The 15497-nt window shown below is 66.7% G+C and carries 15 protein-coding genes; 6 read left to right on the top strand and 9 right to left on the bottom strand.

Features of this window, described 5'->3' with window-relative positions; translation table 11 throughout:
• The first annotated feature begins 12 nt into the window (after positions 1-12).
• Complete coding sequence (locus AC1DUN_RS11560) at positions 13-483, top strand: YidB family protein (protein WP_477714064.1); 471 nt, start codon at positions 13-15, stop codon at positions 481-483.
• Between the two features lie 33 nt (positions 484-516).
• Here the strand turns inward: AC1DUN_RS11560 and AC1DUN_RS11555 are convergent, their stop codons facing one another.
• Together AC1DUN_RS11555 and AC1DUN_RS11550 are read right to left on the bottom strand one after the other, a co-directional pair.
• The gene (locus AC1DUN_RS11555) at positions 517-1443 is read right to left on the bottom strand and encodes a lysophospholipase (RefSeq protein WP_477714063.1); all 927 of its coding nucleotides are present in this window, start codon (positions 1441-1443) and stop codon (positions 517-519) included.
• 76 nt (positions 1444-1519) lie between these two features.
• Complete coding sequence (locus AC1DUN_RS11550; protein WP_477714062.1) at positions 1520-2995, bottom strand: M20 family metallopeptidase; 1476 nt, start codon at positions 2993-2995, stop codon at positions 1520-1522.
• A gap of 223 nt (positions 2996-3218) precedes the next feature.
• Between AC1DUN_RS11550 and AC1DUN_RS11545 the strand changes: the two genes are divergently transcribed.
• Positions 3219-4085 carry a DUF72 domain-containing protein gene (locus tag AC1DUN_RS11545; RefSeq protein ID WP_477714061.1) on the top strand — a complete coding sequence of 289 codons (867 nt, stop codon included), beginning with the start codon at positions 3219-3221 and terminating at the stop codon, positions 4083-4085.
• Here the strand turns inward: AC1DUN_RS11545 and asd are convergent.
• Together asd and AC1DUN_RS11535 are read right to left on the bottom strand one after the other, a co-directional pair.
• A complete protein-coding gene (asd, locus tag AC1DUN_RS11540) occupies positions 4082-4930 on the bottom strand; it encodes an archaetidylserine decarboxylase (RefSeq protein WP_477662180.1) in 849 nt (282 codons plus the stop codon). The two genes, AC1DUN_RS11545 and asd, sit on opposite strands and share 4 nt — an antisense overlap.
• A 72-nt stretch (positions 4931-5002) precedes the next feature.
• Positions 5003-5191, bottom strand: coding sequence for a heavy-metal-associated domain-containing protein (locus tag AC1DUN_RS11535; RefSeq protein WP_477714060.1), 189 nt, complete (start codon positions 5189-5191; stop codon positions 5003-5005).
• A 153-nt stretch (positions 5192-5344) separates the two neighbouring features.
• On the opposite strand from AC1DUN_RS11535, the gene AC1DUN_RS11530 reads away from it, so the two are divergent.
• The 4 genes from AC1DUN_RS11530 (at position 5345) to alkB (ending at position 9714) form a co-directional block, all read left to right on the top strand.
• Positions 5345-7789: a heavy metal translocating P-type ATPase gene (locus AC1DUN_RS11530; protein WP_477714059.1), complete on the top strand. Its 2445-nt coding sequence runs from the start codon at positions 5345-5347 to the stop codon at positions 7787-7789.
• On the top strand, positions 7782-8198 hold the full coding sequence (gene cueR / locus AC1DUN_RS11525; RefSeq protein ID WP_477714058.1) for a Cu(I)-responsive transcriptional regulator: 417 nt from the start codon (positions 7782-7784) through the stop codon (positions 8196-8198). Before AC1DUN_RS11530 ends, cueR begins: the two co-directional genes overlap by 8 nt.
• Positions 8199-8298: 100 nt before the next feature.
• Positions 8299-9024 (top strand): 2OG-Fe(II) oxygenase, encoded by a 726-nt coding sequence (locus AC1DUN_RS11520; protein WP_477714057.1) that lies wholly within the window; start codon positions 8299-8301, stop codon positions 9022-9024.
• Between the two features lie 36 nt (positions 9025-9060).
• The gene (gene alkB / locus AC1DUN_RS11515) at positions 9061-9714 is read left to right on the top strand and encodes a DNA oxidative demethylase AlkB (RefSeq protein WP_477714056.1); all 654 of its coding nucleotides are present in this window, start codon (positions 9061-9063) and stop codon (positions 9712-9714) included.
• A 28-nt stretch (positions 9715-9742) separates the two neighbouring features.
• On the opposite strand, the gene otnI is transcribed toward alkB, so the two are convergent.
• From otnI to AC1DUN_RS11490, 5 genes are all read right to left on the bottom strand, one after another.
• Positions 9743-10576 (bottom strand): 2-oxo-tetronate isomerase, encoded by an 834-nt coding sequence (gene otnI, locus AC1DUN_RS11510; protein WP_477714055.1) that lies wholly within the window; start codon positions 10574-10576, stop codon positions 9743-9745.
• Positions 10577-10581: 5 nt separating this feature from the next.
• On the bottom strand, positions 10582-12468 hold the full coding sequence (locus AC1DUN_RS11505) for a SulP family inorganic anion transporter (RefSeq protein WP_477714054.1): 1887 nt from the start codon (positions 12466-12468) through the stop codon (positions 10582-10584).
• A 123-nt stretch (positions 12469-12591) separates the two neighbouring features.
• Entirely contained in the window at positions 12592-13629 is a 1038-nt protein-coding gene (locus AC1DUN_RS11500; protein ID WP_477714053.1) for a Cj0069 family protein, read from the bottom strand.
• An 18-nt stretch (positions 13630-13647) separates the two neighbouring features.
• Positions 13648-14574 carry an amidohydrolase family protein gene (locus AC1DUN_RS11495; protein WP_477714052.1) on the bottom strand — a complete coding sequence of 309 codons (927 nt, stop codon included), beginning with the start codon at positions 14572-14574 and terminating at the stop codon, positions 13648-13650.
• Positions 14575-14584: 10 nt separating this feature from the next.
• Positions 14585-15493 (bottom strand): Fe-Mn family superoxide dismutase, encoded by a 909-nt coding sequence (locus AC1DUN_RS11490; protein WP_477714051.1) that lies wholly within the window; start codon positions 15491-15493, stop codon positions 14585-14587.
• Positions 15494-15497 lie beyond the last annotated feature (4 nt).

Genomic DNA, 15497 nt, shown 5'->3' with positions numbered 1-15497 from the left:
GAGGAGTTCGTCATGGGTTTACTTGATTCCGTCCTGGGCAGCGTCCTCAACAACAACAATGGCCAGCAGGGCCAGGCCGGCGCGGGCCTGGGCGGCCTCATCGGCATGCTGGCCAGCAACCCGCAGCTGATCCAGGTCGCCACGGACATGCTGGCCAACAACGGCGGCCAGGGTGGCCTGGGTGGTCTGGTCAGCAAGTTCGAACAAGCCGGCCTGGGCGACGCCATACAGTCCTGGATAGGCAGCGGGGCCAACCAGCCCGTCTCCGGCGACCAGGTCACCAGCGCGCTGGGTGCCGGCACCGTGTCCGACATCGCCGCGAAGCTGGGGCTGGACCCCGGCGATGCCGCCAGCCAGCTCTCCCACATCCTGCCGGGCCTGATCAACCACCTGACGCCCGAAGGCCAGGCGCCCGAGCAAGGCCTGGGCAACGGCGAGGACTTGATGGGCATGCTGGGCGGCCTGCTGAAGCAGGCGCGCTGATTTCTTGAAGGGGCCGGCGCCCGCAAGCGCAGCCTAGAACCGCGCGTCCAGCCAGGCCTTGAGCGTGTCGAACACCGGCACCGCGTCGGTTTCGTTGAAGATCTCGTGGTAGAGGTCCTCAAAGCAGCGCGCGGTCACCGTGCCGGGCTTGACGGCGCGTGAGCTCGCGGCGCTTTCCGCGAAAGCACGGCTGCCCGCCGGGTCGACCAGGCGGTCCGCTCCCGCATACATCAGCAGTGTGGGCGTGCGCCACTGGGCGGCGGCCGCTATGGTGGCGGGGCCGGCCGTCGCGATGAACTTGCCCAGCCGGGGCGAGATCCGGTTGTGCACCAGCTTGTCGGCCAGGTATTTCCTGACCACTTCCGGGTCGTGCGAGAGGTAGTGCGGGTCCAGGCCGTTGCCCACGCAAAAGTCGGGGGCCAGCCTGGGCATGAAGGCCAGCAGCAATTTCTGCAGGGGATTGAGGCCCGCATCCAGCGCCGGCGAAGACATCACCAGGCCTTCGACGGGGCGTATGCCCAGCGAGACAAAACGGCTCGCTACCAAGCCGCCCAGGCTATGGCCCAGCAGGACCAGCGGGATCTGGTCGGGTTCGGCCGACGCATGGTGCGAGGGAGATTCCTTCAGCAAGCGCATGCAGCGCAGCCGCGTGTCGTCAACCACCTCGGCCAGGTCCTCGAGCAAAGTGCTGTCGGCGGGCAGCACGCCGCGCGCGCCGCCGGACTCGCCGTGGCCGCGCTGGTCGTAGGCGCGCACGGCAAAACCCCATTCCATCAGCTGGCGCGCCACATGGTCGTAGCGGATGGCATGCTCGCCCAGGCCGTGCACCAGCAGCACAACGGCACGCGGCGGCGGCGCATACTGGCCCATTTCGTCGGCCCAGGCGTCCAGCGGCCACTCGTACAGGGCCAGGTTTTCGCCGTCGCGGGCAGTAAAGGGGGCTAGGACGGTCGAGTGCATGCGGCGGCGAAAGCCTGGCCTGGGGCAAGCGCGCGCGGCAGGCCGCGATGCGAAAGAAAAGGACGCCGCACCCGAATCAACCGGGAATGCGGGCCATCACGTGCGCGACCGCGGCGGTCAGCTTCTTGGCGTAGGGCACGTTCAGGAACTCGTTGGGGCCGTGGGCGTTGCTCTTGGGGCCCAGCACGCCGCAGACCATCATCTGCGCCTTGGGAAAACCCTTGCTCAGCATGTTCATCAGCGGAATGGTGCCGCCCTGGCCTATGGTGCCGCAGGGCGCGCCGAAAAAGCTTTGCGACGCGTCATTGAGCGCGTTCTCGAACCAGGGCACCGTGCCAGGTGCATTCCAGCCCGTGGCGCCGCCGTTGCTTTCAAAGGTGACCTTGGCCTGGTAGGGCGCGTTGTCCTCGAGCAGCGTCTTGAGCTCCTGCACCGCCGCGCCGGCGTCGATCAGCGGCGGGAACCGCAGCGACAGCTTGAAGGCGGTGTAGGGGCGCAGCACATTGCCCGCGTCCTTGAGCGCCGGAAAGCCCTCGGCGCCGGTCACGCTGAGCGTGGGGCGCCAGGTGCGGTTGAGCAGGGCTTCGACAGGGTCGGTGGTGGTGGGCAAGGCAAAGGTGCTGGAGCCTTCGCAGTCGTAATGGGCCCACGGAAAGCGCTTGTAGATTTCGTCGCCGAGGATTTTGGCGGTGGCCTGCGCCTGGGCCAGGCGGTCGGCCGGGATTTCGCAGTGAAAGCTCTGCGGCAGCAGGCGCCCGGTCTTGCTGTCCTCGAGGCGGTCCAGCACCTGGCGCATGATGCGAAAGCTCGAGGGCACCAGGCCGCTGGCGTCGCCGGAGTGCACGCCTTCCGTGAGGATTTCCACCTTGAGCACGCCGGCCGCGTTGCCGCGCAGGCTGGTGGTCAGCCAGAGTTGGTCGTAATTGCCGGCGCCGGAATCCAGGCACACCACCAGGGCGACTTCGCCCAGGCGCTCGCGCAGCGCGTTGACATAGGGCAGCAGGTCATAGGAGCCGCTTTCCTCGCAGGTTTCGATCAGGCCGACGATGCGCGGGTGCGGGACGTTCTGCGCCTTGAGAGCCTGCACCGCAGCAATGCTGGCATAGACGGCATAACCGTCGTCGGCGCCGCCGCGGCCGTAGAGCTTGCCGTCCTCGTACTTGGCCGTCCAGGGGCTCAGGTCATTGCGCCAGCCGGTGAACTCGGGCTGCTTGTCGAGATGGCCGTACATCAGCACGGTTTGCGTGGAATCGGCGCGTGTGGCCGGGATCTCAAAGAACAGCACCGGCGTGCGGCCTTCGATGCGCACGATTTCCAGCTTGAGGCCTTCGACTTTTTGCGCCTCGACCCAGGCCGCCGCATTGCGCATGACGGTGTCGATGAAACCGTGCTGCGCCCAGTCGCTGTCGAAAGTGGGGGACTTGGCGGGGATGGAGATGTAGTCGGTGATCTGTTTGACGATGTCCCCGTCCCACTGGGCCGTGACCTGGGACAGGGCCTGGGCGGCGTTGAGGATGCTGGCGGGGATTTCGCGGTGCAGTGGGGCGTTCATGGGAAAGGCTCCGGGAGAAAAAAGTCGGCTTTTTAGGACAGCGTTTTGCTGCGGCAGCTGCTACTGTACGCTTCCGGCACAGACCACGCCACATAGAGCCTGTCTACGATCTTAAAGGGGCCGCGTAATTGGAGAATTCAACCTACAGCGCCGGCAGCCGGCGAGGGCAAAGATATCTCCTCTATTTGGACGAGAGAACAGACAAATACGCCACGGAGCCGCCATGACACCCACCAGCCGCGCACAAGCGCCGTCTTCTGCCGCGCCTTCCACCGTCGATGCCCGCATACGCGCGGGTGTGGGCGGCTGGACTTTTGAGCCCTGGCGCGGCAGCTTTTTTCCGCCCGGCCTGCCGCACAGCCGGGAACTCGAATACGCGAGCCGCCAGCTGAGCGCCATCGAGGTCAACGGCACCTATTACGGAACGCTCAAGCCGGCCAGCTTCAAAAAATGGCATGACGAGACGCCGGACAGCTTCGTGTTTTCCCTCAAGGCCTCGCGCTACGCGACCAACCGCCGCGTACTGGCGGAGGCGGGCGAGTCCATCCGGCGCTTCACCGAAAGCGGCATCAGCGAGCTGGGCGGCAAGCTGGGCCCCATCGTCTGGCAGTTCATGCCCGGCAAGGTGTTCGAGGCCGGCGATTTCGAGGCCTTTCTGGCGCTGCTGCCCAAACAGGTGGACGGCCTTGCGCTGCGCCATGTGGTCGACGTGCGCCATGAAAGTTTTATGTCGCCCGACTACCTGGCGCTGGCGCGCCGTTACAGGGTTGCGACGGTATTTACCGACGCTGACAAGTTCCCGTCTTTCGCCGACCTCACGGGCGACTTCGCCTATGCCCGCTTGATGATGAGCGAGGCAGGCCTGGAGACCGGCTATGAGGAAGGCGCGCTGCACGCCTGGGCTGAACGTGCAAGGCAATGGGCCGCAGGCGGCGCACCCGGGGACCTGCCAGCGCTGGAAGAAGCCCCGGCGCAGGGAGAGCCGCGCGACGTGTTTGTGTATTTCATCAACGGCGCCAAGGAAAGGGCACCTGCCGCGGCCATGGCGTTCTTAAAGCGCCTGGGCTTTACGCCCCCAGCTCAGGGCTAGGAGGCCATGGCCTCGCCCAGCCGGATCTCGCGGCCGGGCGCCCATTCGGGATTGAACTGCAGCGGCCCCTTGGGAAACAGCATGACGACGGTAGAGCCCAGCAGGAAGCGGCCCATTTCCTCGCCTTGCTTCAGGCGTATCGCGGAGGTCGGCTCGTCGGGGTAGTCCCATTGCCGCACGTCCTTGCCGCGCGGCGGGTTGACCACGCCGTGCCAGACCGTGGCCATGCTGCCGACAATCGTCGCGCCGACCAGCACCAGCACAAAAGGCCCGCGCGCCGACTCAAAGACGCAGACCACACGCTCGTTGCGCGCGAACAGGCCCGGCACGCCGCGCGCGGTGACGGGATTGACCGAAAACAGCTCGCCGGGCACATAGATCATGCGCACCAGCCGGCCGTCACAGGGCATGTGGATGCGGTGGTAATCCCTGGGGCTTAGATAGAGCGTGGCGAAATGGCCGTCCTGGTAGCGAGCCGCCAGCGCCGCATCGCCGCCCACCAGCGCGGTGGTGGAGTAGCGGTGGCCCTTGGCCTGGAAGATCTGGTCTTTCTCGATCGCGCCGAATTGGCTGATCGCGCCATCCACCGGCGACACCAGTTCGGCCGCCGCGAGCGGCCGCGCGCCGGGCTTGAGCGCGCGCGTGAAAAAGTCGTTAAAGGTCGGGTAGCTGGCGATGTCCGGGTTCAGCGCCTCCTCCATATTGACCCGGTACTTGGCGACAAAGCGGCGGATGATTTCCGTGGTGACCCAGCCGCGTTCGCGCGAAGCCACAAAACCGGCAAAGGAAGTCAGTGCCTGCTTGGGAAACAGGTATTGGGGAAGGACGGCGAATCGGTCGGACACTAGGCGGCTTGAAGGGTGGAGGAAGGGCCATTCTATCGACGCCCAAACGCCTTGCCGCCGCGCAGCGCTGCCCTACTGTGCGGGATAACCCGCCTGCGCGAGCGCCGCGGCCACGGCCTGCCGGTCCCGCGGGGTCTGGACCACGACTTTTTTGGACGCCAGGTCCACATTGACCTGCGCGGCCGGGTCCAGTGCCTTGACGGCCTTGGTGATGGCGCCGGCGCAGTGGCCGCAGCTCATGGCGGGGATCGTGAATTCCATAAAGCCTCCTGAGAGTGGTGAAAAGGGTTGGCAGGAGTCTGAACCTTCCCATGGGGGCAAAGTCCAGCCAGGCCGGCCAAACCCGCCCCGCGTCTGTGGCTATTGTCCCCGGGGCTTGACCCTCCCATGATGGTAAGGTTCAGACTGCCTCACATGAATACCACGACCTCCCTGAAAATCCCGCCTGCCGCGGCCGCGCTGGCCGAATGGCGGTTTCCCGTCCAGGGCATGAGCTGCGCCTCCTGTGTGGCACGTGTGGAACGCTCGCTGGCCGCCATTCCCGGCGTGCAGGACGTCAGCGTCAATTTCGCAACCGAGCAGGCCAGCCTGAAAGCACGCGGCGACGTCGGCATGGACACCTTGAAGGCCGCCGTCGCGAAAGCCGGCTACAGCGTGGCCGAACAAACCTTGAGGCTCAGGATAGAGGGCATGACTTGCGCCTCCTGCGTGTCGCGTGTGGAAAAAGCGCTCCAACAGGTGCCGGGCGTGCTCTCGGCCAGCGTCAACCTCGCGACCGAAACCGCTGAAGTCAGCGTGGCCGGCAGCGCTGCCCTGCTGCCCGCGCTGATCGCGGCGATGGCCAAGGCCGGCTACCAGGCGCGGGGCATCCCGGCGGCCGGCGAAAGCCCCGCCAACAAACCCGCCGCCGCCTGGTGGCCTGTCGCGCTGGCCGCCGCTTTGTCGGCGCCGCTGGCCCTGCCCATGGTGGGTGCGCTGTTCGGCCGGGAGTGGATGCTGGACGGCTGGCTGCAATGGCTGATCGCCACCCCGGTGCAGTTCTGGCTGGGCGCGCGTTTTTACCGCGCGGGCTGGAAGGCCTTGCGCGCCGGCACCGGCAACATGGACCTGCTGGTGGCCCTGGGCACCTCGGCCGCCTATGGCCTGAGCGTCTACCAGCTGCTGCGCCACGGCGGCCACGGCATGGCCCACCTGTACTTTGAAGCCTCGGCCGTGGTCATCACGCTGGTGCTGCTGGGCAAATGGATGGAGGCGCGCGCCAAGCACCAGACCAGCGCCGCCATCCGCGCACTGCAGGCACTGCGCCCCGACACCGCGCGCCGCCGCCGCGATGGCAAAGACGAGGACGTGGCCCTGCAAAACATCCAGCTCGGCGACCTAGTGGTGGTGCGCCCCGGCGAGCGCATCGCGGTGGACGGCGAAATCGTCGAAGGCGCCACCCAGGTCGACGAATCCCTGATCACTGGCGAAAGCCTGCCCGTGGCCAAACACGCGGGCGAGCGCGTGACCGGCGGTGCGGTCAATGCCGAAGGCCTGATCGTGGTGCGCACCACGGCCATAGGCGCGGAGTCCACGCTGGCGCGCATCGTGCGCATGGTGGAGTCGGCCCAGGCCAAAAAAGCGCCGATTCAACGCCTGGTGGACCAGGTCAGCGCCGTCTTTGTGCCGGTGGTCATAGGCATTGCGCTGGTCACGCTGCTGGGCTGGGGCCTGGCCACGCGGAACTGGGAGGCGGCCATCCTGAACGCCGTCGCCGTGCTGGTGATTGCCTGCCCCTGCGCGCTGGGCCTGGCCACGCCCACCGCCATCATGGTCGGCACCGGGGCCGCCGCCCGCCAGGGCATCCTGATCAAGGACGCCGAGGCGCTGGAAGTCGCGCACAGCCTCAAGGTCGTGGCCTTCGACAAAACCGGCACCTTGACCGAGGGCAAGCCTGAACTGGTGGCACTACAGCCGCACGGCATCGCAGAGCAGGAACTGCTGGCCTGGGCCGCCGCCATCCAGTCGGGCAGCGAACACCCGCTGGCCCGCGCGGTCATGCGGCGCGCGGCGCAGCAGCCTCTTGAAATCCCCGCAGCGAGCCAGCTGCGGGCCGTCGCCGGGCGCGGCATGGCCGCCGTGGTCGCCGGCCGCGAACTGCGGCTGGGCAGCCCGCGTTTTATGCAGGAGCTGGGCCTGGACCTCGGCAGCTTCGCGGCTCTGGATGCGCGCGCCAGGGAACTCGAAGCCCAGGGCCGTACCGTGTCCTGGCTGGCCGACGTCGCGGGCACGCCCCAGCTGCTGGGGCTGCTGGCCTTTGGCGACACGCTCAAAAACAGCGCGGCGCCGGCCATGGCCCGCCTGCATGCGCTGGGCATACAAACCGCCCTGGTGACCGGCGACAACCGCGGCAGCGCCGATGCCGTGGCGCGGCAGCTCGGCATAGACCTGGTGCACAGCCAGGTGTTGCCCGAAGACAAGGCCGTCATCATGGGCCAGCTCAAGGCCGGCGTGCAGGCCCAGGGCGGGCGTGTGGCCATGGTGGGCGACGGCATCAACGACGCGCCGGCCCTGGCCGCGGCCGACGTGGGCATTGCCATGTCCACCGGTACCGACGTGGCCATGCATGCGGCCGGCATCACGCTGATGCGCGGCGACCCGTCGCTGGTGGCCGGCGCCGTCGACATTTCACGCCGCACCTACGCCAAGATACGCCAGAACCTGTTCTGGGCTTTTGTTTACAACGTGGTTGGCATACCGCTGGCCGCGCTGGGCCTGCTGAGCCCGGTGATCGCCGGCGCCGCCATGGCGCTGAGCAGCGCCAGCGTGGTGATGAATGCCTTGCTGCTGCGCCGCTGGAAAGGAAGCTCCCATGACTGAAACCGTTGATAGCACAGGTCCACTCAATATCGGCCAGGCTGCCGCGCGTTCCGGCGTGTCGGCCAAGATGGTTCGCCACTATGAATCGCTGGGCCTGCTGCCGGTGGTGCACCGCAGCGACGCGGGCTACCGCCAGTACGGCGAAAAAGAGGTGCACACTTTGCGCTTCATACGCCGCGCCCGCGCGCTGGGCTTCAGCATGGCCGAGATCGCCGAGCTGCTCAAGCTGTGGCAGAACAAACGCCGCGCCAGCGCCGACGTCAAGCGCATCGCGCTGGCCCATGTGGCCGACCTGGAACGCCGCATTGCCGAGATGGAGGCGATGAAGCAGACCCTGGGCCACCTGGCGCACTGCTGCCAGGGCAACAGCCGGCCTGATTGCCCCATCCTGACTGAGCTGGCGGCCTGAGCAAGGCTCAATGAAATGTCCGGATCCGGCGAGCGCAAGCGAGCCGGCGGATTTATCCTGGGGGTATTGATGGCTCTTCCATCGCCTCACGGACCGCCGCATGCCACCTCTTTCCAGCACACTTTCCCTGCTGCCCGCCGAGACGGATGACTGGGCGGCCACCACCGCCGCGCTGGACCTCCACGGCAACGCCGTGCTCCCGGAGCTGCTGAGCGCACGCGAATGCAAAATCGTGGCCGGGCTGTATGCCGACACGCGCCATTTCCGCAGCCGCGTGCTGATGCAGCGCCACGGCTTCGGCCAAGGCGAATACCAGTACTTCAGCTACCCGCTGCCGGACATCGTGGCGCGGCTGCGCGCCACGCTGTATCCGCGCCTGGTCGGCGTGGCCAATGCCTGGAACCAGGCCATGGGCATAGACCTGCGCTATCCGGACGACCATGCCGACTTCCTCGCGCGCTGCCACCAGGCCGGCCAGCAAAAGCCCACGCCGCTGCTCTTGCAATACGGGCCCGGCGACTACAACTGCCTGCACCAGGACCTGTATGGCGAGCATGTGTTCCCCCTCCAGGTCGCGGTGCTGCTGTCGCGGCCGGGCGAGGACTTCACCGGCGGCGAATTTGTGCTGACCGAACAGCGCCCGCGCATGCAGTCGCGGCCCGAGGTGGTGCCCCTGCAGCAGGGCGATGCCGTGGTGTTTGCCGTGCACCACCGGCCGGTGCAGGGCGGCCGCGGCTTTTACCGCGTCAATATGCGGCACGGTGTGAGCACGGTGCGCAGCGGCCACCGGCATACGCTGGGAATTATTTTTCATGACGCTGAGTGATGACCGCTCGCGCCGCCAAGCGATCAAGGAGATGGTGTGACCCTGCAGCTTTTTGATGATGCACCGGCGCCATATGCGACTCCGGAGACGATCGCCCCGGGCGCGGCGCTATTGCGCGGCTTTGCCCTGGAGGTTGATGAAGCCTTGCTGCAAGCCGTGGAGCGCATCACGGCGGCCGCGCCGCTGCGCCACCTGGTCACGCCGGGCGGCTACACCATGTCGGTGGCAATGAGCAACTGCGGCGAGCTGGGCTGGGTATCGGACCGCAGCGGCTACCGCTATGACCCCAGGGACCCGCTCTCGGGCAAGCTCTGGCCGCCCATGCCGGATTGTTTTTCCGAGCTCGCTTTAAAGGCCGCCGCGGAAGTGGGCTTCGGCAACTTCCGTCCGGACGCCTGCCTGATCAACCGCTATGAACCCGGCGCACGCCTGTCGCTGCACCAGGACAAGGACGAAGGCCACCTGGACGCGCCCATTGTGTCGGTGTCGCTGGGCCTTCCGGCGGTGTTTCTGTTCGGCGGCTTGAAGCGCAGCGACAAGCCCGCGCGCTATCGCCTGCTGCATGGCGACGTGGCGGTGTGGGGCGGTGCGTCGCGGCTGGCTTACCACGGCGTGGCGCCGCTGGCCGAGGGTGAGCATGTGCGCCTGGGCAGGCAGCGCATCAATTTGACGTTTCGCTGCGCGCGCTAAGCAGATGCTGAATGGGCTTCGAACGCGCTCAGGCGCGTTCGCGAAATTTTTTCAGCCAGCCCAGCCCGTCGCTTGTGGCATTGGCCTGGGCGCCGCGCAGCGGCTTGTACTCACAGCCGACCCAGCCCCCGTAGCCCAGTTCATCGAGCAGCGCCAGCAGGTAGGGGTAGTTGATCTCGCCGACGTCGGGCTCGTTGCGGCCGGGCGCGCCGGCGATCTGCAAATGGCCGACATGGCCGGTGGGCAGGTATTTGCGCAGCTTCATGGCCAGGTCACCTTCAACGACCTGGCAGTGGTAGAGGTCCATCTGCACCTTGAGGTTGGCCGCGCCCACTTCGCGGATGATTTCGTGCGCATGGTCCTGCCGGTTCAAAAAGAAACGCGGGATGTCGCGGGTGTTGATGGGCTCTATCAGCAGGTCCACGCCCACCCTGGCGGCCAGCGCGGCCGCCTCGCGCAGGTTGTTCACATAGGTGGGCTGCAGCGCCTCGCGCTCCATGCCCGCGGGCAGCACGCCGGCCATCACATGGATGCGCGGGCAGCCAAGGGCCTGCGCGTACGCCAGCGCGATGGCGATGCCGGCGCGGAACTCGGCCTCGCGGCCGGGCAGGCAGGCCGTGCCTTTTTGCGAAGAGGCCCAGGCTTTTTCGATGCCGGCCGGGTCCACGCCGCCCGGCGGTGCGTTGAACAGCACCAGCTGCTGGCCGTGGCGCCGCAGCATGGCCTTGAGTTCGTCCGGCGCCCAGACGTAAGGCGAGAGGATCTCCACGGCCGTGAAGCCGTCGCGCGCGGCCGCGCCAAAACGTTCGGCCATGGGGAGCTCGGTGTACATCCAGCTGAGGTTGGCGGCGAATTGGGGCATGGGCGTCAGGCGGCGGGTGTGTCGGCGGTGCCGGGACCGGGCGCGGTTTTGCATTCCCAGAATATGCGCGCCGTGCAGTGCCGGCAAATGTCCGGGTCCAGCTTGTTGAAGATGGTGGCGATCGCGGTGAATTTGTCGGGGAACTGGTGTTCGGGCCCGAGCACGCTCGTGAAACCGGTCTTGCGCCACATGCGTATCACTTCGGGCCGCGGCCTGTGAAAGTACAGGTCGCCGCCCATGGCGCGGCGCGCGGCGAGTTCGGCCTCCCAGAGTTCGGCGCCCGCCAGGTCGATGAAGTTCATGCTCTTGCCCATGACCAGCAGGTGTTTTTGCGGCTGCGGCCGGGTGCGCAGTGCGTGCAGGATGTCGGCCACGTGCTGGGTCGCACCGAAATACACCTCGCCCTCCATGCGCAGCAGTTTGAGCTGCGGGCACTCCGGCAGCGCCTGGCGCGGCACCTCGTCGGGCCCTGACGGGCCCGACGATTTTTTGGTTTCCAGCCCCGCATCGGGCGAGTTGTCTATCACCACAAACTGGCGGTCCAGGCCGCGGCTGTCAAAACCCATGGTGCGCATCGCGGGCTTTGAGGTGCGGTAGAGAAAAGACATCAGCGACAGGATCATGCCCAGCAGGATGGCGATTTCCAGCCGGATGGTCACGGTCGCCGCCATGGTGGCCAGGGCCACGCCGAAATCGCTGCGGCTCAGGCTGAACAGCTGGCGCCAGCGCGCGGCGTCGAGCAGCGCGAAAGCCACCAGCACCAGCAGCGCCGCCAGCGCGGCCATGGGGATCTGCGCAAGCAGCGGCGCGCTGAGGGCCACCAGCGCCAGCAACAGCAGGGCGGAGAACACCGAGGCCAGCGGCGTGCGCGCGCCGGCCTCCAGGTTGGGCATGGAGCGGTTCATGGAGCCGCAGGACACATAACTCGAGAAAAACCCGCCCACAATGTTGGACAGGCCCTGGCCGCGGAACTCGCGGTTGGCGTCTATGCGCTGGCCGGAGCGCAGCGCCACCGTCTTGGCAATCGAGATCGCCTGGCCCAGCGCGACGATGGTCAGCGCGAAGGCCAGGCCGACCAGGTCGGCGGCTTGCGCCCAGCTGATGCGCGGCAGCTCAAAGCGCGGCCAGGGCACGGGAATCTGGCCCACGGTGCGCAGCGCGGCCGAGGGCTGGGCGCCGGGCTGCAGCCAGCTGCTCCAGACCCAGGCCAGCGCGGTGGCCACCGCCAGCCCGATCAGCATATAAGGCCAGTTGCGGCGCAGGCGGCGCAGCAGCAGAGCCACAGCCAGCGTAATGGCCGCGACGCCCAGCGCCAGCGGCTGGGCGGACGTGAGCTTGGTGAGCACATGCCCCAGCACGGCGGCCGCGCTGTGCTCCGGCGCGGCGGCCAGGCCCAGCAAATCGGGCAGGGCGTGCACGGCGATCAGCAGCGCGGCACCCGAGGTAAAACCGAACAACACGGCCGGCGAGATGAAGTTGGCCAGCACGCCCAGGCGCAGCGCGCCTATCAGCCACTGCATGACGCCCACCATCACGGTGACGGCCAGCGCGAGCTGGATGTACAGCGGGCTGAAGGCCACGGCCAGCGGCGAGAGCATGGCGAACAGAGCGAGCGAGTTGGCGTTGGTCGGGCCCGACATGACATGCCGGCTGGAGCCGAACAGCGCGGCAATGATGCAGGGAATGACGGCGGTGTACAGGCCGTAGGCCGGCGGCAGGCCGGCCAGCGTCGCAAAGGCAATGCCTTGCGGCAGCACCAGCACCGCGCCCAGCAGGCCGGCCATCGCGTCGGCCCGCAGGGTGGCGGGCGACACTTCGCGCACCCAGTCGCCGAACAGGCGTTCCAGGAACGGAATTGATGACCGGGGTGCTGGGGCGGCTGAGGGTTCCATCACAAGGGCTTGAGCATACCGCGCCCGGCATGCCGGTTGCCCCGGGTGATCAGGCCAGGCCGGATAGGCGCAGCAGCAGCCCGGCCAGGGCCGAGGCCGCGGCCGCGGCCGCGATGACCTGGATCAAATCTGCTCCAGACGACGTTGCACAGCCAAAACCAGTGGCTGAATCGCGGAGTCCGGGAACGGCGCTACGCTGCTGACGTTAATCTCGCAAAGCACATAGTGCTCAGAGGCATCGGCGAGGGGCTCACCGAACATGAAGTCGCAATCCCAGAGGAGCGGAAGCTGCTCGCGCGACAGGCCGACGCGTGCACGCAGCAACTCGACCCATTCAGTCTCAAGCCGTTCCTTCAAGAACTGGAACTGCGGCAGATCCGCAGGGTAATAAAGCCTCGGGCCGGGCGGCGGTGCCGGCTCCCCAGCCTTGGCGGGGTAAAGCGCGTTCACCGACTGGTGCCCGAACCCCTCGACCCGGTCTTCCACCAGATAGGCTCGAACCATACCTTCCACCAACCGCGCTTGCCATGCCTGGTCGATCATGTGTCCGCCATTCGCCGGCTCGAGGTAAGGGGCCAGTCTTGCCAGGAGCGCCGGAAGCTCCATCAGCTCCTCGTCGCTGCCACGCTGGGCGTGGCGTACACGCAGGCACGCGGGTGTGCCAATGGGGCTAACCAGTTCCACACGCCAGACACCGATCCCACTATGCCCCCGGTATTGCTTGAGCACCCGTGGGCCCTGGCGGAGTCGTTCCGGCAATTCCTCCTCAAGCTGTTTGGGGCTTTCGATTCGGCAAACGTCGCTGCCGAACGGGAGATCGCGCGTGTGGAACAACACGTCCTTGGTTCCCAGCTTCAGGATGGTCTCGGGGTGCGCACTGACCACAACCCCCGAGTCGGCAACCCGTCGCAGCATGGCATCCAGAACATCCCGCCTTCGCCCACCTTCGATGGGGTTGCACCAGGTCAGCACAAGGCGGCAGTCGCGCAACTGCGCCTCCACCTCCTCGGCGAAGGCGTCGTTGTACACGGCCGGGACGGCGGTTACTCCAACACTCGCAAACGCCTCGAACAAGGCGGCAAAACGGCTTTCCGCTGGATCCGCACGCTCCCGCATGGCGCGATCGCCTGGGTAGAGCAATGCGACGGAAGATCTGGGCATGATCAGCTCCTTAAAGGCCTACGCGTGCAGCAGGCGCCGCGCATTTCCGTTGGCGATCAGCTCCCGGTCGGTTTCGCCCAGGTCGCACTGATCGAACATGCTGGCGAGCCGGGCCGGCAAATCCGTTTCATTGACCACGGGCCAATCCGTGCCGGTGACCACATGGTCCGCCCCAACGAGGTCGATGGCCGCACGCAGCATGACCGGGTGCGTGCCCGTCGTGTCGATGTAGACATTGCGCCGCGGCGACGCGTGTTCGCCGATCCGCGCGCCATCCGCCAGGCATTCCCCGACCATCAAGCCACCCAGCGCAAGCGCAGTAACGACCACGTTCAGGTTAGGCATCTCCTCGAACATGCCTGCGTGCGCCATGGCAAGCAAGGCGGCGCCGTTGATCGCGCTGCGCGAAAGACGTTCGCTGAACTTTCCTGTGCGCCTGAACTTCTGACGCAGAACTGCATCCGGCACCGGGTGCAGGAACACGGGAACGTCCAGCTCCGACGCCGCAAGAAAGGTCGCCCTGGCCTCCGGCGCGTCGGGCAACAGGTCCCCTTTCGCACTCTCGATAAATACACCCTTCAGGCCCAACTCCTTGACCGCTCGCGTCAATTCGCGGGCCGATTCCTCGCCTCGGTAGGCGTCCACGGTGGCGAGCCCATGCAACATGCCGCTGTGGCGGCGCGTCACCTCTGCCGTCGAATCATTGATTCTGCGGATGGTGTTGAGATCCGCTTCCTCACCTGGGGCCAAAACGAACTCGAGGGACGTGTTGATGACGCGGCTCGTCACACCTGCCGTCTGCAGCGACGCAAGCAATGCTGCCTCTTGCGTCAGCCGCCTGCTTACGCCATCCCAGAATTCCTTCTGGGCTGGTGGGTTGCCTCTGGACGCATCGACCGGAATTCCCGTTCCGGCGAAGTGGCAGTGAAAGTCGATCACGTCCATGAATCACGCCTCAGGTTTGCTTTGCCACGAGCGGCCGGCCTGCGGCTTTCCAGCCGTCAATGCCGCCGCTCAGGAACTTGGCATCGACCCCTGCCGCACGCAGGCGCATGGTGGTGGATCGCCCGACTTCGTGCCCGTAAACGCAATAGACCATCACGGGCTTGTCCTTGGGCAACTGCGCCGACCAGTCGTCCACCTGGGCTGGGTCTCGCCACTGCGCACCGGGGATCAGCGAGTCCGCTTGGTCGAAGACCCCTGCCCGCCGGACATCCAGAACATGGGCGCCGGCGAGATCGTCCGCAGTGGCTGCGAACGGCTCGCTTGAAGCCTCCACCGCGGCCTGGTAGCGCTCGTACACGCGCGTCCAGTTGATGTTCTCCATGAAGGCGTCGACATACTGGCCGGCGGCCGCGCCGAAATCCAGGTGGTAGGCGTGCTCGTACATGTCGAGTGCCAGGATGGGGATACCACCCGCCACCGCGTGCGTGTGGTCTGCGGCCCATTGGTTCACAAGGGTTCCTTCGCGCGGCTGGAATACCAGCAGCACCCAGCCGGAGCCACCGGCCAGGGCTTTGCCCATCGCGACGAACTCCTCGCGCCATCGTTCAACGCTGCCGAAATTCGATTGCAGCGCGAGCACCGCAGCAGGTGCCAGCGGCTCACCGGTGGCACCGAGGCAGTCGAAGTACAGCTCGTGCAGCAGCATCGAGTTCGTGGCGATGAGTTCCTCGCGCTTGAGTCCATTCAGCTCGAAGCCGGTGGCCGTCGTGAAAGGCATCTCCCGCAACCGGCCACGGATGGCATTCAGCCGCTTGACGGCACCGCTGTAGTTGTTCTGGTGGTGGCTGCGCAGCAATTTCTCCGAAAGGCCGTTCATGCCGGCAGGGTCGAAAGAGAGGTCGTGAATTCGAGCGTTCATGGTG

The organism is Polaromonas sp. P4_F6, assembly GCF_056401275.1.
This window is presented reverse-complemented; position numbering and strand designations above follow the sequence as displayed.